Source organism: Bacteroides sp., from assembly GCF_028690125.1.
GTDB lineage: Bacteria > Bacteroidota > Bacteroidia > Bacteroidales > Bacteroidaceae > Bacteroides.
Genome location: NZ_JAQVBV010000012.1, coordinates 108,270 through 129,388 on the forward strand (window position 1 = coordinate 108,270; position 21,119 = coordinate 129,388).

The 21,119-nt window shown below is 39.3% G+C and carries 21 protein-coding genes and 1 tRNA gene; 3 read left to right on the forward strand and 19 right to left on the reverse strand.

Features of this window, described 5'->3' with window-relative positions; translation table 11 throughout:
- Nucleotides 1–7 precede the first annotated feature (7 nt).
- Nucleotides 8–493 carry a transporter substrate-binding domain-containing protein gene (locus PHO71_RS10235; protein WP_300202639.1) on the forward strand — a complete coding sequence of 162 codons (486 nt, stop codon included), beginning with the start codon at nucleotides 8–10 and terminating at the stop codon, nucleotides 491–493.
- Nucleotides 494–509: 16 nt separating this feature from the next.
- Here PHO71_RS10235 and PHO71_RS10240 read toward each other — a convergent pair whose 3' ends face one another.
- The 4 genes from PHO71_RS10240 to PHO71_RS10255 all read right to left on the reverse strand — a co-directional run bounded on the left by PHO71_RS10240 (nucleotide 510) and on the right by PHO71_RS10255 (nucleotide 4,961).
- The gene (locus PHO71_RS10240) at nucleotides 510–1,961 is read right to left on the reverse strand and encodes an ATP-binding cassette domain-containing protein (RefSeq protein WP_300202642.1); all 1,452 of its coding nucleotides are present in this window, start codon (nucleotides 1,959–1,961) and stop codon (nucleotides 510–512) included.
- Between the two features lie 93 nt (nucleotides 1,962–2,054).
- Entirely contained in the window at nucleotides 2,055–4,061 is a 2,007-nt protein-coding gene (gene pulA / locus PHO71_RS10245) for a type I pullulanase (protein WP_300202645.1), read from the reverse strand.
- 34 nt (nucleotides 4,062–4,095) lie between these two features.
- A complete protein-coding gene (gene ruvC, locus PHO71_RS10250) occupies nucleotides 4,096–4,662 on the reverse strand; it encodes a crossover junction endodeoxyribonuclease RuvC (protein WP_300202648.1) in 567 nt (188 codons plus the stop codon).
- Nucleotides 4,659–4,961 (reverse strand): DUF4286 family protein, encoded by a 303-nt coding sequence (locus tag PHO71_RS10255; RefSeq protein WP_300202651.1) that lies wholly within the window; start codon nucleotides 4,959–4,961, stop codon nucleotides 4,659–4,661. Before PHO71_RS10255 ends, ruvC begins: the two co-directional genes overlap by 4 nt.
- 114 nt (nucleotides 4,962–5,075) lie before the next feature.
- Here PHO71_RS10255 and PHO71_RS10260 point away from each other — a divergent pair.
- Both PHO71_RS10260 and PHO71_RS10265 read left to right on the forward strand, forming a co-directional pair.
- A tRNA-Ala gene (locus PHO71_RS10260) sits at nucleotides 5,076–5,149 on the forward strand.
- A 143-nt stretch (nucleotides 5,150–5,292) separates the two neighbouring features.
- Nucleotides 5,293–6,540, forward strand: coding sequence for a site-specific integrase (locus PHO71_RS10265; RefSeq protein WP_300202654.1), 1,248 nt, complete (start codon nucleotides 5,293–5,295; stop codon nucleotides 6,538–6,540).
- A gap of 65 nt (nucleotides 6,541–6,605) precedes the next feature.
- Here PHO71_RS10265 and PHO71_RS10270 read toward each other — a convergent pair whose 3' ends face one another.
- The 15 genes from PHO71_RS10270 to PHO71_RS10340 form a co-directional block, all read right to left on the reverse strand.
- Nucleotides 6,606–7,001 carry a hypothetical protein gene (locus tag PHO71_RS10270; RefSeq protein ID WP_300202657.1) on the reverse strand — a complete coding sequence of 132 codons (396 nt, stop codon included), beginning with the start codon at nucleotides 6,999–7,001 and terminating at the stop codon, nucleotides 6,606–6,608.
- Complete coding sequence (locus PHO71_RS10275; RefSeq protein WP_300202660.1) at nucleotides 6,998–7,393, reverse strand: D-Ala-D-Ala carboxypeptidase family metallohydrolase; 396 nt, start codon at nucleotides 7,391–7,393, stop codon at nucleotides 6,998–7,000. The genes PHO71_RS10270 and PHO71_RS10275 overlap by 4 nt, the downstream gene beginning before the upstream one ends.
- Nucleotides 7,390–7,869, reverse strand: coding sequence for a hypothetical protein (locus PHO71_RS10280; protein ID WP_300202663.1), 480 nt, complete (start codon nucleotides 7,867–7,869; stop codon nucleotides 7,390–7,392). The genes PHO71_RS10275 and PHO71_RS10280 overlap by 4 nt, the downstream gene beginning before the upstream one ends.
- 108 nt (nucleotides 7,870–7,977) lie before the next feature.
- A complete protein-coding gene (locus PHO71_RS10285; protein WP_300202666.1) occupies nucleotides 7,978–8,274 on the reverse strand; it encodes a hypothetical protein in 297 nt (98 codons plus the stop codon).
- A 4-nt stretch (nucleotides 8,275–8,278) separates the two neighbouring features.
- The gene (locus tag PHO71_RS10290) at nucleotides 8,279–8,554 is read right to left on the reverse strand and encodes a hypothetical protein (RefSeq protein WP_300202669.1); all 276 of its coding nucleotides are present in this window, start codon (nucleotides 8,552–8,554) and stop codon (nucleotides 8,279–8,281) included.
- A gap of 14 nt (nucleotides 8,555–8,568) precedes the next feature.
- A complete protein-coding gene (locus tag PHO71_RS10295; RefSeq protein WP_300202671.1) occupies nucleotides 8,569–14,394 on the reverse strand; it encodes an interleukin-like EMT inducer domain-containing protein in 5,826 nt (1,941 codons plus the stop codon).
- Between the two features lie 4 nt (nucleotides 14,395–14,398).
- On the reverse strand, nucleotides 14,399–16,534 hold the full coding sequence (locus PHO71_RS10300; protein ID WP_300202674.1) for a hypothetical protein: 2,136 nt from the start codon (nucleotides 16,532–16,534) through the stop codon (nucleotides 14,399–14,401).
- On the reverse strand, nucleotides 16,528–18,468 hold the full coding sequence (locus PHO71_RS10305) for a hypothetical protein (protein ID WP_300202677.1): 1,941 nt from the start codon (nucleotides 18,466–18,468) through the stop codon (nucleotides 16,528–16,530). The genes PHO71_RS10300 and PHO71_RS10305 overlap by 7 nt, the downstream gene beginning before the upstream one ends.
- Nucleotides 18,461–18,718 carry a hypothetical protein gene (locus PHO71_RS10310; protein WP_300202680.1) on the reverse strand — a complete coding sequence of 86 codons (258 nt, stop codon included), beginning with the start codon at nucleotides 18,716–18,718 and terminating at the stop codon, nucleotides 18,461–18,463. Before PHO71_RS10310 ends, PHO71_RS10305 begins: the two co-directional genes overlap by 8 nt.
- Before the next feature lie 68 nt (nucleotides 18,719–18,786).
- A complete protein-coding gene (locus PHO71_RS10315) occupies nucleotides 18,787–19,107 on the reverse strand; it encodes a hypothetical protein (RefSeq protein ID WP_300202683.1) in 321 nt (106 codons plus the stop codon).
- A 41-nt stretch (nucleotides 19,108–19,148) separates the two neighbouring features.
- On the reverse strand, nucleotides 19,149–19,607 hold the full coding sequence (locus PHO71_RS10320) for a phage tail tube protein (RefSeq protein WP_300202728.1): 459 nt from the start codon (nucleotides 19,605–19,607) through the stop codon (nucleotides 19,149–19,151).
- Between the two features lie 19 nt (nucleotides 19,608–19,626).
- Nucleotides 19,627–20,013, reverse strand: coding sequence for a DUF3168 domain-containing protein (locus PHO71_RS10325; protein ID WP_300202685.1), 387 nt, complete (start codon nucleotides 20,011–20,013; stop codon nucleotides 19,627–19,629).
- Nucleotides 20,010–20,510 (reverse strand): hypothetical protein, encoded by a 501-nt coding sequence (locus PHO71_RS10330; protein ID WP_300202688.1) that lies wholly within the window; start codon nucleotides 20,508–20,510, stop codon nucleotides 20,010–20,012. Before PHO71_RS10330 ends, PHO71_RS10325 begins: the two co-directional genes overlap by 4 nt.
- The gene (locus PHO71_RS10335) at nucleotides 20,503–20,820 is read right to left on the reverse strand and encodes a phage head closure protein (RefSeq protein ID WP_300202691.1); all 318 of its coding nucleotides are present in this window, start codon (nucleotides 20,818–20,820) and stop codon (nucleotides 20,503–20,505) included. Before PHO71_RS10335 ends, PHO71_RS10330 begins: the two co-directional genes overlap by 8 nt.
- On the reverse strand, nucleotides 20,820–21,116 hold the full coding sequence (locus tag PHO71_RS10340) for a head-tail connector protein (RefSeq protein WP_300202694.1): 297 nt from the start codon (nucleotides 21,114–21,116) through the stop codon (nucleotides 20,820–20,822). The genes PHO71_RS10335 and PHO71_RS10340 overlap by 1 nt, the downstream gene beginning before the upstream one ends.
- Nucleotides 21,117–21,119: the final 3 nt, after the last annotated feature.

Sequence of the window (21,119 nt, forward strand, 5' to 3'; positions counted from 1 at the left end):
TAAGTTATTGGCATCGGGTAAATATGATGCAGTACTTTCGTTCGATATTTCTTCTTTTTATTTTGTAAGGAAAGGTAAATATGACAAACTTTTGGTACATCTTACCGATATTGATCCCGAAAGATATTCCGTAGTGGTGAATACCAATAATGAGGATTTGCTTTATATGCTGAATGCTACGATCTATCAGATGAAAATAGATGGTGAATATGATAAGATTTATTATAAGTGGTTCGGAGTGTATGAATCGCCGAAAATAAGCAAAGTTGTTTGGTACATTCTGGTATTGTTTGGAGGGTGTCTTATCCTCTTTGGTATATTTATCAGAGTTTTGAGAATACAAGTAAATCATGCTACCAATTCACAGCCTGGGATTGTCTATTTGAAAAATATTATAGACCGACTCCATGGAACCATTGGTGTGGAGTCGGAAGTAGGCGTTGGTTCTAAATTCTGGATTCAGCTTCTTATAGCTAAAAAAGAGGGTGAATAAGAAACAAAAATCCTTATTAATTTCTTTTTAAGAAAATACGATTCGTGATAGTATTCGGTAATTCAGATTCATAATGAGTTACCATAATCATCGTTTTATCTCTACGACGACAAAAAGCTTCAATAATCTTTTTCACACGACGCCGATTATATGTATCCAGTCCATGAAGTGGTTCATCTAAAATCAGCAATTCAGGGTCTTTTACAAAAGCACGCGCCAATAAAGCCAAACGCTGTTCTCCACTGGAGAGTTGCAGGAAAGGTATGTCTTTCAACTTTGCAATACCGAATACATCCATCCACCATTCGCAGATAGCCATCTGCTCAGGTTGGGGACGCTTATACAAGCCAATACTATCATGCAGACCACTGGCTACAATCTCAATGGCCGGAAGGTTTTTAAGATAGGCACGGTGCATTTCAGGACTCACATAACCAATATGTTTCTTTATTTCCCAAATACTTTCTCCTGTACCTCTTTTCCGTCCAAACAGACTGACATCACAAGCATATGATTGAGGATTATCAGCACAAACCAAACTTAGCAAAGTGGATTTCCCTGCTCCATTTTCACCACTCAATGCCCATTTCTCACCACGACAAACTGTCCAATCCAATTCTTTCAGAATCGTACGGTCACCATAACGAATACTGACTTTATTAAGTTTCACCACCTCATCAGAGTCATAGTTATTCCCATCATAAGGCAAATCAATGATACGTTGCTGCAACTCATCAAAAGAAACGGGCATATCCTTGGCACGAAAAGCTTCAAGATAGGTTTCTCTCTCCATTTTTGGATATATGGTCATTTTATCTATTGGAATTATATGGGTGATAAATGAAGGAATGTCGTCCAACATGGATAGTACCAGAATAATCTGAACGGAAGACATCTTTGTCAAACGGTCGAGCAAAGAGAAAAGAAGTTCGCGGGTAGGTGCATCCAAACCAATAAATGGATTATCCATAATCAGTACACGAGGAGCTGTTAGAAGAGTTTTTGTCAATTGAAATTTTCTGAGTTCACCACTTGAGAGAAGGATTATTTTCTTTTCAAGCATAGGTTCAATACGGAAAAGTTCAAAAAGTTCCTGTTTCAACTGCTCATCTTTGATTTCTCCCAGCATTTCATTTACCGCAGGAGTTTCATCCTGGTCATGGGCATTCCAACGTTGTTGATAGTAATAATTGGCATCGGCAGCCCCATAGGTATCACGAAAAGCAATGTATTTTACATTATCATAAACAGTCTGAGTAGCAGAAGGAGAAAAATCGTATTTCAAAGTTCCCTCACGCAATGGATATTTACCCGTTAATGTATCAACAAAAAGACTTTTGCCTCCACCATTAGGTCCCACAATAGCTATATGTTCGTCTGCTGCAATATCAACCGTGACAGGTTGTGCCAAACGCACTAGCGGATTACGTGCTACCCCACCCACTATGCTAAATGTATTTTGCTTCATAATACCTTTATCCTGTTTTAATAATCGGGCACAAAGGTAACTATTTTACAACAGAATGAGAGATTTTACGAACAATTTGATTAATTACAAGCTTTATTTATACATTATCAACGCAGATTGAGCTGGAATGATGACTTCCGATCCGGTTTGGATCCCTAATCCGCGAACATCAATCACACCATCCTTACACACTATTGTGTATTTTCCTGCAGGTACCATTAACCGCGCAGGTGTGGAACGAGAGTTAAATGCAACGATAATATCTCCCCAACTATCGCCGTTAGCATGATCCTTCAGGCAGAAAGCGACCAAGTTACTTCCTTCTACCGGAAGAAACTCAAGGTGTTTCCGAACTATTTCCGCATCTCCCATACGGAAAGCCGGATGAGACTTACGAAGATCAATCAAACGCTTATAATACATAAAAATATCTCCGTTCGTAGTTTTACGTCCCCAATCAATAGCATTTACAGCATCGGGGCTTTTATAGCTATTGTCCACTCCCTGTTTATCACGCATGATTTCTTCTCCGGCATAAATAAAAGGAATACCTTGAGAAGTGAAAACAACTGTTTGAGCTAACTTATCAAGACGGATCAGTTGTTCAAGAGTAATCCCCGGCAAACTGGCCTTTAGACGGTCTACCAGGCATAATCCGTCATGACAAGATACATAACTGATCATCTGGGTCGGTTGTTTCGCCCATGCTTTATGACTGTAATTCACCGAATCATAATATATTTGCGGATGTTCTATCGCCCCAACAATACCAAATTTCAAACTCATTTCTCCACCCGGAACACCGGCAAGAAATGCACCTTTATCTTTTGCGCTCACAGGTCCGCACAATCCGTCACGCAATTCATCAGAGAAAGCTGCAATACCCGGCATACGAGACATATTGGCTTTCATTGCTAACGAATCCACTGGATACTGAGGAGATTCGGCAGCCCATCCTTCACCATACAAGGCAATAGTAGGATCGACTGTATTCACAGCTTCACGAATCGCGTTCATGGTTTCAATATCATGAATACCCATCAGATCGAAACGGAAACCATCTATATGATATTCTTTTGCCCAATAAAGTATGGATTCTATCATAAATTTACGCATCATCGGACGTTCGCTGACCGTCTCGTTGCCACAACCGGAACCATTCGCCAATGTCCCGTCTTCTTTATGCCTATAGAAATAGCCGGGAACAGTACGCTCAAAGTTACTGTCCTCTGTATTAAAAGTATGATTGTACACCACATCCATAATCACACGGATACCAGCTTTATGCAATGTTTGTACCATTTGCTTAAATTCCTTTATGCGGGTAACGGGCTTATAAGGATCAGTTGAATAAGAACCATCCGGCACATTATAATTTTGTGGGTCATATCCCCAATTATATACATTTTCATCCAACCTTGTCTCATCTACTGAAGCATAATCGAACGAAGGGAGCAAATGTACATGAGTCACTCCCAACTCAATCAAATGATCGATACCAGTGAGCAGTTTATCGGAATTCATCGTACCATGTTCGGTTAGTGCAAGATATTTCCCTTTGTTCTTCACACCGGAAGTAGAATCTACAGAAAAATCACGATGATGCATTTCATAAATGACAATATCGGCGGGAGACTTCAAAGGAGGCCGCAGATCACTCTCCCAGCCTTCGGGATTTGTTGAATCCGAATCGATAACAGCAGCACGTTTACCATTGACACCGACAGCACGGGCATTGATTCCGGGTGTATCACCCTGCCATTTATCATTGATTTTCACGTTAAAGGTGTAAAACTTCCCGAGTAGGTCTTTATCTACTATCGCCGACCAGGTACCATCTTCACCTGGCAACATTTTAACTGTTTCGCAAGCATGTCCACCTTCACCTGCATCATAAAGCATCAGACGTACCTCATCTGCCGTAGGTGACCAAAGCATAAATTTAGTTACCGTCGGAGCATATTCCATTTCGATCAGACTTCCCACACGAACCGGATACAATTCAAAAGAAGTATATTCCTTTTTCACAGAAGAACAACTCATTACTGTTGCCACAGCAGTTACTCCAAATATTGCCAAATAATTCGTCCCTATCTTCATCTTTCCCCATGATTACGACTTTACAACCTATAATTTATTTCACTCGATCCGGATTCTTCGACATAAAATCTTTCCAACCACTATATCCTTTTTCCAACACCGGACGTCCCATTTGCAGAAAGTGACAATAGGCTGCTGCCAATCCATCCGTTGCATCCATAAAAGTAGGCATATCATCTTTTGAGAAATGCAACATCCGTTGTAACATATCTGCTACCTGCTCCTTTGATGCTTGTCCGTTTCCAGTGATAGCCATCTTAATTTTCAAAGGAGCATATTCGGTGATTGGTATATCCCGACTTAATGCCACTGCCATCGCAACCCCCTGCGCACGTCCTAATTTCAGCATCGACTGCACATTCTTGCCAAAAAATGGAGCCTCGATAGCCAGTTCATCAGGCAGATAGCTCTCTATAATACTCAATACCCGCTCATGAATATGACGAAGTTTTAAATAGTGATTCGCAAATTTACGCAAATCAATAATCCCCATCGCAATCATTTCTGGTTTAGTTCCATTCACTCGGAGAACCCCGTAACCCATAATTGTCGTACCAGGATCAATTCCCAGAATAATTTTTTCTTTTACCGGTTGAATCACTCTATAACCTCCATCAATGTTGGAAATCCAATTACTTTATCTTCGAATATTTTTGTTAGTTCTTCATTTAAACGCACTCCCTGTTCCAAATGCCAACGATGCAATAATTCGCTACTTTCTACTTCCCACTGCAAAGAAAAAGCACTTCCATCATCGCGATGGCTCAATATACGGCAGAGCCGGGGTGATTTCAATGTTCCATATTGTTCTATTTTGGGAATATAGCTTTCCTTTATCCAAATCAGAAAATTATCGTGTACAGCGTCGTCCACCTGAAAAGTTGTATTATAAATCAGCATATTTCTTGTTTAAAGTATTATTTCCGCAAACATAGCAATTATTTCAGAATATTGCATTATATTTGCGCGAACAAAAATGGTCCGTTTACAAACGTTACCATTAAATAAAATATTGGGGCGTTAGCTCATCTGGCTAGAGCGTAACACTGGCAGTGTTGAGGTGACGAGTTCGAGTCTCGTACGCTCCACTACCTTTCTAAGGCTGAAACATCGATTAATAAAGGGTTTCAGAACCTCGACAAAAAAGTAAGAATTTCAAAAAAAAGCGTATTTTGTCTCAAATTTGAGCTTTTATGCTTGTCGGATGCTTGTCCAAAGAAATTTTTACATTATGATTTCACTATCTTTAGCCGTTGTTCCGGCGAAGGTCTTAGTAGACGGAACACACAAAATCAGAGTGGCAATTAACCACAAACACGAAACACGTTACATCGCAACGCGTTTCATAGTACAGAACATAAAACAGTTTAAAAATGGGCGCGTAGTAGGTAGAGACGACGCAGTTATTATCAATAAAAAACTTAGAACATTATTAGACGAATATCAGAATGCGTTAGATCGTATCAATACTGACGCATATACATGCGGGCAACTTCGTGAATATCTTTCGCGATATAAATCGTCTGGAACAACTATTTCTCAACGTTGGCAAGAATATATAGATGAACTAAGGGAAGAAGGACGCGACGGAACAGCCGGACTCCATGAACTTTCAAAACGATATTTTAGCGAAAAATTTTCAGATGTAATGTTATTCGAAACGCTTTCTCCAAATACTATAATAGATTTTGAAAAGTTTCTACGATCTAAAAAAAGACTAGGAGACACAACTATTAGTATGCACATGAAGCGTTTTAAAGCTATTATTAATGCTGCCAAAAAGGAAAATATTGTCAAATATGAGATTGATCCTTTTGCCTTTTATAATATGCCAGAATCAGCAATAAGAGAATTGGATATAACAATCGAAGAGTTCAATAAAATACGCAACTGCAATCCTAAAGAAAAGCCTTTAAAAATGGCGCGTGATATATTTATTCTCTCATATTATTTAGGAGGGATTAATTTAATAGACTTAATGAATACCAATTTTAAAAATATGGAAATATTGGAGTATATTAGAGCTAAAACTAAACACACCAAAAGAGGAGAAAAGCGCATAAGTATAACTATTCCAGATGAAGCGAAGTCAATTATAAGAAATTGGATTGATAAAAAGGGGCGATTAAATTTTGATTATAATTATTCTTATGCAAATTTTCGCAATTATGTTACTAAACAAATTCAAAGACTTGCAAATATTTTAGGGATAAATAAACGCGTAGTGTATTATTCAGCCCGGAAATCGTTTGTCCAACATGGATACGAATTAAATATATCTTTAGAGTTGTTAGAATATTGTACCGGGCAATCTGTGAAGAAAAATCGACCGATATTTAACTACGTTAAGTTTATGAGAAAACATGCAGATGAAACAATTAGAAAAATTATAGACCATGTAAACGACGTTGATAAATGGGAAAAGCTAGAATACATTTTAACAAACGCAATCAATGCTTTTTACAAAATGAATGTATAAGAGAAAAAATCATTTTTATTTGATACTAGCCCCGCAATTGAATTTTTTGCGGGGCTTTCTTATTCCTATTTACGTCTACATCCTATTCGCCATACTATTATTAAAATAAGAGCAATTACTAGCCCAAACGCCCACCCGCCCAACTCCATCTTAATATTTTGCCATTTGGTTAAAGCCTTTTCAACCGGATAAGGAACATTAATACTATCAACCCGATTTATATACATCGTATCAGTCAGATTCTTATATTTATATAGATAACGATCTTTATAAATATAAATCGTGTCCCCGGAACGATCTACATAGACGCTATCACGTCGATAGATACTGTCGTACTGTATCTTATTGATATAGATACTATCTTTCTTCACCGTCTCAATCGGAATGTATTGAATACTCCGACAGCTTGTGAAGCATATTCCTGACATCAGGAGAACGATAAAATAAATTAGAATCTTCATAATTTCAAAACTTGTTTCCGGTTACGACCTTCTCTAAAAGATACATGTACCCACGAAAAGTTCCTTTCGTCGATTAACTGATCAAAGGTCAATTCATTTTTAATTATTTCAAATAGTTTTCGATTCTCTTCTCTACTTCCGACTGTTATGTCTGCCGCCTCTCCTAGCCTGTGTTGGCTTGACGTAGCGCCGTTTACGCTTCGATTAAGAATCGCACTACGATAACCAGAGCTAACCCGAATCGGTTTGCCGTATCTCTCGCGTAACGGGTCCAGTACATTATTTACTAACGCTGTCAAATTGATGATCGCTTCTGCCGTTGGGTAATTATCTATTCCTTTTAATATAGCTGTGTCGGAATGAGACAGTTCTTTAATTGTGAAGTGTTTCATTTCGTTTCTCCTTTAAAATTACTGTTACTCATATACTCCGCGATAGCCTGTGCTATTTCGGTAGGACTGGTCCGATGTTTAGCAATTTCAGCCGCGAGGACCGCAACGTCAGATATTTGCTTCTTCGCCTTATCTTCTGCTTTCTCAAATATGCTGCGTACTTCGATTGCCGCGACTACCATTGCGCCAAGAATCGTTATAAAAGGGAAAATAGGTATATGGTAGTCGTAATAATTATCTAAATACCACACCCCGGAAATCTGCATACAATCCACAACAACCAACGCAAGAAGCATATTATAATAACGAGCGATTTTATTAACTGTACGTTGCCAACCTTCACTTGTGATTTTTTCTCCTCGTTGTTTTGCCTTTCGGATTCCCGCCCAGAAGTCGAAACCTATAAAAAATAATGGCGTTAATAGAATACCAAACAACATCCATGCGACTACAAATAATTCATCTAATCCTTTCATTTCTTTTATATATCAATTATTTATTACTATATTTGCTCACCTTTGTTACTTTAACAAGTATTATGTTTGTAAGTCGTCCCACTTGTGAGAGCAGGACGGTTTTTCTTTTTACTTAGATGATAGCTCTCCTTTCACTTCATTCAATATGTTATCAAACATTGCAACATGTGGTGCTATTTCCACATCAGCCGGAAAGTTCATCGACTTATTACCGTTTTCAAAAGACATATAGCTTGAATAGGTACGATTTTCATTCATATCTACCTTGTTGATATTACACGATAAACGGCGCAATTCATTCCCGTTATAGGAGTAAGATACCTGATACTCATACTCTCCGCTTCTTGCGATTGCTTCTACTTGTGTAGTTTTAGAATTCTCTGTTAAAACTTTACTTGTTGTCATAATCTTACTGTTTTTGATTGTTAATACTATCTAGTTTCTCATATACGCTTTTCTTGATGAAAGCTAGGAACTGTCCCACATCCATGTACTTACGAATGATTGCCGCTTTTTCCTCGTCCACTTCGACCTCACCTTCTTTGTATATCGTTTGAGCAAAATCGAGTTCGCCCAAATCAGGAGTATTTTTGTAGATCGTGTTACCTAACTCTTTGCTCACATCGAACGTACTTTTATTCCCTTCGATGTCCGTTGCTTCAATTTTTCTAAAGTCTATTTTCATTGGTTTATTAATTATTATAGATAATATATATTGTATAATATTCCGTCCTTAAACTGTAGAACGCCTGTTCGCGCAGCACCATTAAGCCAACAGTGTGCTATACTGACATCTCCGGTAAGCCCGATCGAACCATTTACTTTAATACGCCCTGTCAAGTCTATAGCATAATCGGTAGACCTGTTACCAGTACGTATAGATAGTCCGACTTGAGTAAGGCCGCCTGACGTGTTAATCATTACAGTGCCAGCCCCATTTGTAGGCCCAGTACCTGTTGGTACTTTTGTAGAGAAATAAGCTGCTACCAAATCAGATACACCGGACGATCCCGGAACAGCCTTTCCAATACTAACATACTGCTGAGTAGATTCTAACATAAGTCCGTCAGGCGCTAGTACTAATTTATCTCCGTTACTAGAGGCTCCGATCGAGGTAGCCGTAATCTTAAAACCGCCGATCGTACCTTTAGTAGCTGCCAAATTTTTAGCAATCAGAGTTTCTACATCGATAAGACTTGTTTTAATAAATCCGCCTTCAATGATTGTCGAATCTAATTTTGCCTTTGTAACCATACTTTCATACGCCAACGCGCCTAGAGAGTTTTTAAGTGTGTCAGTATAGTTTTTTGCAGAAACTAATGCCGAATTAGCCTTAGTTTGTGCATCTGTAGCCGCACTAGAAATTGCTCCACTTTTGGCGTTATTCGCTTTTGTAGTAGCGTCTATAGCAGCAGCAGAAATAGCTTCATTCTTGGCAGTCGCTATTTGAGCTGGAGTAGCCTTTCCGTTGATTGTTGATTGTGTCGCTGAGTCCATTGACGAAAATGTGACCTTTCCTGTAAAATCAATCTTTTTGCCGAACACAGAGATTCCGAATCCGTCGAGTAATATTTGCGATTTGATTGTGTCGGTAGTTGGACGGTCCTTTAAATCGACAACAGGAGGTGAGACTTCGGTTCTAAGATCAATTGTTTGACTACTAATTGTAAAAGCCGATGTACGCAGGATTATCGCAACTCCGACGCCACCTTCTACTTCTACTTTATATTTAGAACCGCCGCGTACATAAATATACTCATTACTACTATTATTCATTTGACCAATGTTGCCTACGGGTACAACACTTGCATGACTATATGCGTGGTCCAATATTGTTCTTTGTATGCCAATTGTGCCCCAGTCATAAGCGTTCGTACTCCATTTGCATAAAACTGAAAAGCCGTTAGTATGCGTGCTCCAAGTTGGTTTACCGTAGCTGCTAGTTAGCGTTCTGCTTAATGTTATTGTATATGTAGGTATCCCAGTATACAAGCTGATAGTAACTGGATAATATTTGGTTTGGTCTAACCCGGTCGCATCGACAACCACCTCAGTACGTTTCGCCGCATTCGCCGCAATAGTCTCCGTTTGACTTTTTACAGTCAGCTTAATTGCGTCAGGGGTTATCTTTGCTTCGGCGAATTGCAAACGTGTATTGATTCCGTCTACGGTTGTTTGATTGGCTTTTAACGCAATGGATTTTTCTGTTTGTGTGATCCTCGTTTCTGCACTTTCTATCTTACTCACAAGATTACCACCCCCCCAGAAGCCTGTAACTATACCATTGATAATATTAGCGGATATAGCAACGCCACCCGATGAAGATTGTTTCCATTGCTCGAGTCCGTTACCCTTCCCAATACCTTTTTGTCCGATCAACACATAAGAACGTCTACTAGACGTACAAGTCATACCACTACCACCGTAATTAGCCAGAACATTAGCGGTAGCAGTATCAATAGAGATTGCGTCATCGGAAATTACTACTATAATAGAGTTCGCGTCGATAGCATTTAGCGCATTGACAAAGTTCGTATAGTTTGAGCCGCCAGCATATACATCGTAAGCTCCTACATAAGAAAGAGCGAGGGAACTCTTTAAAATCTTACATAAAGTAAAACCTCTTCCGCCTTTATTTACTCTCGTCTCATTCAGCATAACATAAGACGTACCTCCCGAATCTGTATTATGACCAACCGCTAGCAGGCGACCTATTTTATTATAGTCTGTTTTTGTTACTCGCTGTTCTATTAGTCCTGCCTGTTGAAGGATAGCACTTTCAGCAGTAGACACACGATTACCTAGTGAATCAAAAGTTGCTTGAGCGACTTTAGAAGAAATCTGAGTAGTATGTTGTGAAATTGTCGATTCTGCACTACTTACCCTCGTTCCGAGCGAATTAAAATCTGATTGTGATACCTTTGACGTTATACTGTCACTTAAAACCTTAATCCCGGCGGCGTAGGTCGTTTTAGTCGTGTACTTATTTGCCGCGTCAGCGATATAATCAACTTCCGCATCGGTAATATCGAATACAGTTGCATAACATACATACCATATTAGAGGACTCGAAGCGATTGGCGCGGTACCATCAACCAAATAAAAATGTCCACAAGTCGAAAATGATCCCGATGATCCACATTTTAATTTATATACATATTCTTCCCATTTGCCAGTACCAATGTTAGATGTAAGCCAACCTTCTATTACTCCGCTTCCTGCGCTGTTTATTGCAAAACCTAGTCTGCGTCCGACTGGTATGTTTGCAATAAAGCGGTATATAAGACATTGATTAGCTCTTACTGCTGGAGGTTGGGCAAATCCCCCAAAACCGGGAGAAGCTGTTCCAGTAGTTGTGATTTTGAGACAATATCCAGACCCGTTAGGATTTCCTGCCACACCAGACACACGATTTATAGACACACCTGTTCCGCCTGAATTATTGTAAACGCCAATACCATTATGGCTGTTAGTAAACGAAGGATCGCGATATAGCATCTTGCCTTTTGACATAGCCATAGCCAGTTCCGCTGCATTGGTAGCCTGTGCTGTTTTCGTTGTAACCTCCGTTACTTTAAGTGTGATTTGATCCGCTTTCGCGTTAATCTCACTTTGTTTTGTTGTGACGGTTTGTAAAATTACAGCCGCACTATCGGCAGAAGTCTTTGCGTTTGTTGCTGATCCGGCCGCCGCAGTTGCAGAGGATGCGGCGGCATTCGCTTTAGTTGTGGCATTCGTGGCAGACGTAGCAGCTTCACCAGCCTTAGCCGATGCAGTACTAGCGGAACCGGAAGCGGAAGTAGCGGATGTTCCAGCGGCGGTTGCCTTTTGTCCGGCTGTAGTTGCGTATGTACTTGCATCCGTTTCACTCTTTTTTGCGTTCGTTGCTGCCGTTGTCGCTTCACTTACTTTCTTCGTTACTTCTGTAACCTGTAATGTTATGCTTCCTGCCGTTTGATTAATTTTAGATTCTTTCTCTGTAATAGTTACCAATTTGGCAGCTGCATCATCGGCGGATTTCTTTGCATTGTTTGCTGAGGTTGAAGCTTCACCAGCCTTAGCCGATGCAGTACTAGCGGAACCGGAAGCGGAAGTAGCGGATGTTCCAGCGGCGGTTGCCTTTTGTCCGGCTGTAGTTGCGTATGTACTTGCATCCGTTTCACTCTTTTTTGCGTTCGTTGCTGCCGTTGTCGCTTCACTTACTTTAGATGATATCTGTCCTTCGCGGATTTCAAAGTTAGTTTCGACAGTAGTAATTCTTTTATCGACGTCCTCGGGTGCGGGCGTCCAGTCTGTCGCTTTGTTGCCGAGTTCTATCTTTACGTTTTTAACGGTAGGGATAATGGCTGTTCCGTATGTGCCATAAAAAGATAGAGACGACCATGTTACATCAGGATTGCTCAATCTCACATTAACGGTCATAGAGTAACGCTTATACTCGGTTGTAGCTTTAATAGTGAGACTAGGGGAAAATAAGTATTTAAAAGTATCAGGTGTTCCCGGATTAGAATAGGCATTTACATCTCCTTCTTTAGTTACCTTTAAGTCGAAACTAATTGTATATAATCCCGGACCGTTTTTATCAAAACAGCTAGTCGTATTAGCATAATGTAAATACTCGTTTGAGCCTTTTCTTTCAACAGAAGAGTTTTCAAGTAAATTTCGACCGCCAATTTTTAAATTATCGAGATTGTTTTGCGCTGTGTTAGCTTTATCCTGCGCTGCATCAGCTAATTCTTTCGCTTTTGCCGATATAGCATTAAGAAGATTAGTCCTAGCGTCGTAGTAGGACTTAAATGTAGAACGGAAGGTAGCTCCTACAATATTAGAGGTAGTACTCAGCGACGCAAGTAGCGGCGTTATATAGGTATTGAGCGTATTATAGGCAGCGTCATAAGAAGTCGTAGCTATCCCGAATTTAGCCGCCGAAGCATTATTAAGGGGCTTTTCGGAGACAATTATATCCCATTCCTTTTTTGTCTGCTGTTTTTCGGTAGCTGTTAATTTGCTGTCAGAGGCTATGTCGGTTAGCAATGAATTAGCAGTTTGAGCGTTCATTTTAGCTGCATTTGCTGTACTTTGCGCATTGTCTGCTGTACCCTGAGCAGCTATTGCAACGGCATTTACTGCATTAAGTTCTGATTCGACCGACTTTCCCGAACGAAGAATAAACATCCCTTTGAGGTAAACGTTTGTAGCATACAGACCGGAGCCGGACAATACGCCGAATACTGCATCGGTTATACCTGACAAGTTACCTGTGCGGGTGATTAGTTTACCTACGAGCGAATAAGAGTTTATTCCGTCGTAATCGTCCCGATATGGTGCTGTATTACCGACGGCGCAATCTATTTGCGCTTTTTGACGGGCTGCGTTGGTACGGTTACCCAATACGGCTACGTCGTCCCCGACTTCGGGCGTTGCGCTTCCAGATTCACAATCGGTTTTAGAAAGATTAAAATATCCTGCTCCGGCGGAAGTTATCAAACGCCAGTAACGTTTAATCTTTGTTCCGGTAAATGACTGACAAATGATTTGATCATTTTGTACGAAGTCATCAGTACTATCATGTTCGCATTTCCAGTATGAGCCGCCATCAGTTACTTTTGTGAGCTTGCCACCTGCAGCAGAACGAATAACCATGCCGCCTTGATGGACCATTTTTTGGACCACTAACTCAAATACAGAAAAGATTTTCCTAACAGTAAGGTTATCAATCTCCATATTCCAATCGCCGTTGAGAGCCTTGTATATCTTCATCCCTTCACCAGCAAAACCGGACACGAAGGATTCAGAAGAAACATAGTCTTTCACTATCGTACCCATTAAGGTAGCAACATGCGAAACATTCAGGTTGTAAGTGTCTGCTAAAGCCTGAACTAGCAAATTAAGAGTCGTTGTTTTTCCCGCAACGGTTGCATTGCCTTTAGATATATTGATATTTCCCTTTGAAACTGTTACGTCTTTTTCCGAAACGGTAACATCACCTGAGAAAGTTGCGTCTTTAGCTGTAATTTTATTAAGCACATTGAGCAATTGCGACGTGATTGTAGTTGCTACTAATGTGTCGGTAGAAATACCTCCGGTAACATCTACACCTTTCAAGAACAAGGCGATTTCGTCCGATTTTAAACCATTCAGAAAGGTTATTATTCCTGCGGCTTCATCCGATTCAATACTACTTAAAAACATAGTCTTTGCTCGGTTGATGACATTTTCAATAGCGGCGCTTATTTCCTGTAAGGTCCGCAAAGATGAAAAGTAATTCTCGTCGCTCGGTTCTGTTTCATTATCATCTACCGCGACGATACGTGACAGAATCTCGGCCAAGGTTCTTAGCGAGGAAAAGACATTTTTGTCGGTTGCGGATCGTAAATCGTCAGTTTCTAAAATGACTACATCCGAACCACCGCCGGATGTAGTCGTAGTATTGTCGCTACCAGAACGGACACCAGTAACCGCAACCGGATAGTTCTTTGACCGAGGGGCTGCCGGGATTGCTTTATTTTTAATTATGATCGCCATTAACTTAACATTCTATCATTTTACAAGTAAATTGTTCTTGTGCAAAATCAATTTCGCCGCCTGTTATCATGAAAAACTTTCCTGTCATAAACTTATCGGTTAATATAGATATAGGCGTGATAGATTCGCTATTCTTTAATATTTGCGTAAGCTTAATTTTGGTAGCTCCGTATTGATTTATAATTCGTTTTATTAAGGCTTCTTCCGGGCGGATTAGGGCGTTATCAATAGAGGAATAAAGATTATCTTTTAAATAGTCATCACCTAGTATCACCTTGCTATAACATGCACCGTCGTTGTTGTACGATGATATTTTAAATTCGATCTCGTCTAATTCACTTATAAAGCCTTCATTAACAACATTCTCATAAATACGATCCGAGTTATTATCATCTTCCATATTTAGAGGTGGGCAATAACGGAGTTTAAAATCTTTTAGTATATAACCATAAGGAACCTGCCCTTCTCGTTCTGTCAAAACGGGAGAATAAATAGATAATTCAAGCGTTCCTTTTAAAGTATCAGGTAGTTCAATAATACATCCATCCGCCCCCGAATATTTACCTATTACACCGAATGTTTTATATACTGAGATAAATCCACTTCCTAATTTTCCGTCTGGATTTTCTACATTTGATTGGTCGAGATTGACCTCAAATGTTGAAGGAGAATCGACCCAGCTAAATACGCCGTAACGATCCATCGCAACATACTTATTTCCTATTCTAAGCCTTATTTTTAATTTATCTTTCGTGTAAGTTATTCCATCTTCTGAGGGCACAATTCCACCGCCGAAAGGCACATCGAATTTATCTTTTTGAAGAACTTTAATGCTATAAGAAAGACAAAGAGCTCCGCCTTTATAAAAATATAGTCCTTCTTTTTTTGTGCTAATAATAGGTGTAGAGCCATCAAAAACCGAATTAGGGGTTTTGTCATTAATTGGATCGTAACCCGTTCCGCAACGTTGCCGAACTTGTACACCGTATTCGTAACTATACGATTGCGCATTTTGAGAGTTATTCCCGGAATGATAAACAGCATAACGCAAAGGAAGTGCCCCTAATAATTCTCGTGCATTTCGTGCGTTTTTATACAAGGAAAGATCATCAACAACGCTTAAAACGCTATTTTTGTATGTATATTGACGTAACGTCAAATTACTAGGATATAATACGTCTAAATGAGTATGTCGTACTTTACCATCTATCGAGGTTTGAACTTCTCCGGTATCAGATAATAGTTTTAACTTTTTAAAATCTTCGGAGACTTCTATTTCGTCAATAGAATAATTACTACATTTTACTGTAGCTTTATTGTAGCCCTTTAAAATATCAAGAGAATGCTCAGAGCCAGCAAATCCAATGGCTTGCGCTGTCAATTTATTTAAAGACGCTTTGGTATATTGTGACAAAGAAACATTATATTTATAATAATCTCCTTTGTAATCAATATCCACAAAATATAAATTTCCTTGCCAATCTACACAGGTCCAATTCAACAAGTTAAAAACATTCTGTAAAATCTCTAGTAAAGTCATTGGTTTGTCGTCCTCGTCAAAGAAGTTTTGTTCACTGATCGTCATTTCTTCAAAAACATTACGATTATTATTATAATCTTCCTCGCTCTTTGCATATACATGAGGAATGAATACAGACGAATAAGTCCCGCGAGATTCGGAAATGAAAGTTTTAAATAAATCCCAAAAACTTATAAATCCTCTCTCATTTTCATCTTTCTGTTTATACTTGATAAATTCCAACACAGACATAGCGGAAATACATTCTATCTCTAATTCAAATTTTGTCGATGTATAATCTTGTGTATAAAGTTCCGGTTTTACGAATCCGCACCAACAAATTTCATTTTCCCGTTTAAATATAACTCTGTATTGCTGGTATCCGGTCGAATATAAATTTTGCAAATAGTCGCCTCCGACTATACAAATCGTTGCTGTCGAAAATCGAGTAGGCGTATATAAAAAATCCTCGTCGTCGATTGACACAGAAAAAGGAGAATCACCGCTACCGACCAGTTCAATAGCTTTTCCTTCATAATTCTCTTTTTGTATTTCTATTAAGTAAGACACTTCCTCGCGAGACTTGAAAGGGAGCGTGTAAATTGTACCGTAGTTTACCATTTTTTTCCTGTTTTTTTCATGTAATTACTCAATGCAAGGTCTAAATCACTTCCTTTAATTCTTATATTCCCAAAAACTTCTACCCTTGAATCCTTCTCGTCTAATCTAACCGCATTTGCTAAGCGAATATCGCTTAGCACATCAAAGGAATGAGTCTTTTCAGATAGCGAACTATATAGGCGCCCATTGAGGACCTTAAATAAGTTGCTTTGCTGCGATCCGTTCAATATCATTTCGCCGCTATTTAATAAAGCCGGGACCTTATCACCTGTAAACGATGTGCCGGGAACGATACCACCTGTTGCAAATTTGGGAATGCTTGCCATCGCAGCAACAACAGATAAAGCCGCCCCGGCGGCAGAAAGCCAACCAACAAAGGGTATTTGGGCGGCAGAATTTGCAGAATTTGCCGCAGCTTCCGCCGTTTTTGCTGTAGTTAAACTCATGATAGCCGGAATTGCTTGCGCAATGCTCGATACAACATTTGCGCCCCATTGCAAATATGCTGCGGCGCTTTCGTTAGTCATTCCCGCCAGTGATCCCATAATACCACCAACAGCCGCTAGAGATTCGGCATACTCTTGATTTAAGCTTACATCTTCTTTTTTAAAGATTGGCTTATATTCAGGCAACTTAATTTTGCTTGTATCTAGTTTTTCTGTTGGTAGTCCCGCTATTTTGGGTTCTCCCAAATCACGACTATTATACTTTGCCGTTATATTTAGTACTACTTTCCTTTGTTCTAATTCTGCAATTAATTTCAGTGCTTCCGTCCTTGCTCCATCGCTGACAGCATGAGAGTACTTTTTGCGGGCTTCTATAATTAATTTATCTAATTCGGCGACAGAGCCGACGGGAATTTTATTTTTATCGCGGTCTGCTTTTTCTTTAGCCAGCTTTTGAACTTCTGCTTTATTTGCTGCTGCTTTCGCTTTATCAATTGCAGTAATAGAATTATTGAATTCTGTTGTTGATTCATTGAATTCTTGCCTTTGCTGTGCTATTTGTTGAGAAGTTGAATAATATTTCTTACCTAATGAAGTCAATTTTTTTAAATCATCATCACTTAATTTGTTAAGTAACTTATTATATATAATTGCGTCTTTATATTTGGCTGCAGCTCCTTCTTGCGCTATTTTGGCAGCGTTGTTTATAGACTTTGTTTTTCCATAATCATTAGTTCGAACAACATCTACTTTGCGGTCGCTTTCTATCTTTTTCGATAATTTGATATACTCGTTATATTGCCCTTTCCAATAATCTTTTTCTTCATCACGACTAGCAGAAGGCATAAGATCAATTCTCATAACCTTTTCAAAATCATTCAATGATATATCATTAGAAGAAAGTTTTGTACCAACGGCAATACTCTTTGTTAGTGCGTTCAAAGCGTCAGAGGCAACAGTTTTCCCCGCCTCTTCTTTTTTCTTTAATTCATTATCCCAATCCTTAAACGATTTCTCGCGCTCGTCACTTTCAAGTTGTTTGTTTTTTGCGTTCAATCTAGCTTTTGCAATTGATTCGTCGAATTTCCCTTGAAAATAATCAAATGATATTTCGGCATTTCCTAATTGATCCAATGCGCCGTAAGCGTCTTTAGACTTTGCTATAATATCATCCATTCCCGACAAGAAAGGAGTAAAATCACCAGAGCCAAGCGAATAAAAGAACTCATCTACTCCGGTTTTTGCAGACATCATCGCGGCGGCGGTTTGATCTCCTAGAGTTTGCGAAGAATTGAGTAATTTTGTAAATCCTTCTCCGGCGGTTACAGCCAAACCAATACCACCCGCAACTTTCATAAAGCTAGAACCTACCGATTTAGCCATATTAGAAATGCCACCTTGAAAGTTATTGACGCTTTTCTTTGATTGCTCTAAATTTGCGTCAAAATCATTCGTTTTAAGTAAAAGTCGTGTTACTATATCAGACATCTTTATTCGTGTTTAATTGTGATTCATATTCTTTTGCCATCGCGCGTAATCGCTTTTTATCTTCATCCGTTACACGCGTATCCCTCTTTTCTTCTTCATCCCATGGGAAACGAAGTATATCAGTCTGTTTTAGTGTCTTGGTACTATTCGATTGTGCGATGATGTAACCTAACAATCTGGTTTGTTCCCATGACTCGCGATTGCGTCGATTTAATCCGTCTAAAAATGATTCAACCTCGATAAAACTCATTTTATCGAGGAAGTAATCAGGAGAGATACCGCCCTCCCCGACAACGCGCGAATATAGATCGCGAACACTTACTGTTTTCTCTTCGGCGTCGCTATCTTCTTTTTTTTTACAACTTTTTCGGCGGATTGCGACCGTAATTCGATTTCATTCAAAAGAAACTCTTTGAATTGATCGAAAAGCGTTAAATCGTTTTCGCACAAATCAATAAACTTGCTAAAATCAACATTGAACGTTTCATTGTTAGCAAGCAAAAATGAATAGAATAAAAGATATTCATCAACCAATTTGCCGAATTGAAACGGATAACCGGAAATGTTTTCAAAAACGAAAAATGCGCGAAGCGTATATTTTAATATAAAATCTGTTTCGTTTAGTGGTATCGTTTTCATTACTAGTAGTTTTAAAGAGCGGCAAACTACCGCTCAAATTATTAATTAGCAGGAGCGGTTTCTTTTTTAAGCGGTCCGGTCCCTTCAAAGCTTATTGAGAGAGTCGCTTTGTCTCCGTCCGGTGCATTCGCTTCTAGCGAGGTAATAACAGCCTTTCCGGTATAAGAACCAGCCCCGAGCGTCCATCCGCCTTCCGGCATTTCGTTTTCATCCGAATTACTCACAACACCAAATTTTAACGTTACGGGTTTGTGTGCAATCATTAAGGCAAATAATTTATCATAGCTGTTTGCGTCTGCATCCGCGCTAAATACATTTTCGCTCGAGGCGTTCCAAGATAGCTTCTTAATGTCCTTCTCTGTCCAAATACCGCTATCTTTACTCTGCGTGTCGATAGTTTCAGCCGACAAACCCAACTTGCAGGAAGTTGCTAAGGCTAGCACTTTAGCTTCAACGGATAACATTAAATCTTTTCCTAATACTGCTTTTGCTTTCATAATTTTATTGTGTTTTAATTTATTATTCTGTTTTGAAAGAAAAAATAAGACGTTGTATAAAAGTATCTTCTATAAAATCTTCGTCCGCACTAAGTAGTTTAGCGTCGATCACATCGAAGTTGTCGTATTTGCCACGCTTATTTTCTAACGATTTGCGTACTTCTTCGGCAATAGTGATAGAGTTTGAGTAATTATCACTAACGACTACGATTTCAGCCGAAACGGTATCACCCGTTCCATAACGATCTTTAGTATATTCCGGTACTAAAGAACTACGTTTATAAACCACAAATGGAAAAGTTGTTTCCGTTTTGGTTGAGATCGCATAGATTTTATCAGCGACCAACTTTGCTAGCTCTGTAGAATCACTTAGTTTCTTATATATGTGTGCGCCTATCGATAAACTCATTTCTTTCTATTTGCTGCTTTCATGATTGAATCAATAATATTTTTCTCTAGTGAGTTCTCCGCTTCTTTCTGCTTAGTTTTGACCGCGTTAGAAAAGAAGTGAGAAACCTTTATATTACCCCTATTCGCTCCCTTTTTGGTAGCGCGTTCTTTTGTTCCTGATTCGAACCATTTCAGCATATAGGCGCGGGAACCTTTCTTTCTCCGGTCGATCATATCAACTCGAGCGCCGGAAGCGTTACGATAGACCGCTAAATTAATCTCATTCTTTAATGCCTTATATGATACTCCGTTTTTCGTACTTGCAAACTCGGCGTCAGTAACGGCAGATACTAAATTATCCTGTGCTTGTTTGCGAATAATAAGAATAGACTTTCTTAGCGCTGATTTAATTGTCTTCCTCGCTTCGTCATCATTTAGACGATCCAGTAACTCATTGACTTTTTTCGCATCAACTTCGACGCGATATAAGTTGCGCCCGGTATACTTATCACTCATTGATTACCTCCGCTTCTATTGTTATTGATTGCTGTTTGCGATCATGATTTATAGATAGAATCTTATACTTTTGACCATTGTATCCGATTCGCATTTTTGCATTAATATCCTTGCAAATACGAATCATCATAGTATTAACGGTCGTGTTGTATATCTCGCCGTTAGCCTCCTTTCGTGCACCTGATTTAAAGCGGATATATGCACGCTTATCGAATGCCTTTACCCAAATTTCAGACGTGCCGCCGAGATTATCCCGTTTCGATTCGCTACGGAAAAAGGTGATTATTTCGTTTAGCAATCCCGCTTGCATTATGTATATTTTTTTAAAGGTTGAAGTAACAATTCGACATGTCCCGGTATTACTTGCGGTGTTGCGAATGTTACCGACTCACGATTTGCATAATAGTTCGCTATGAGTATGCGGATCGCGTGCCAAATGCGGCGGTCGATCTTGCCATCTTTTACGAAATTATCCAACGGAGCGTTTAAATACGACTCTATCGCTAGTTGAACAGGCTCGATAAGTTCGGTTATATATGTATTATCCGTATCGAAATCTATGTTCAAATGCTGTTTGAGTTCTTCGAGTGTTACATATTGTGCCATAGT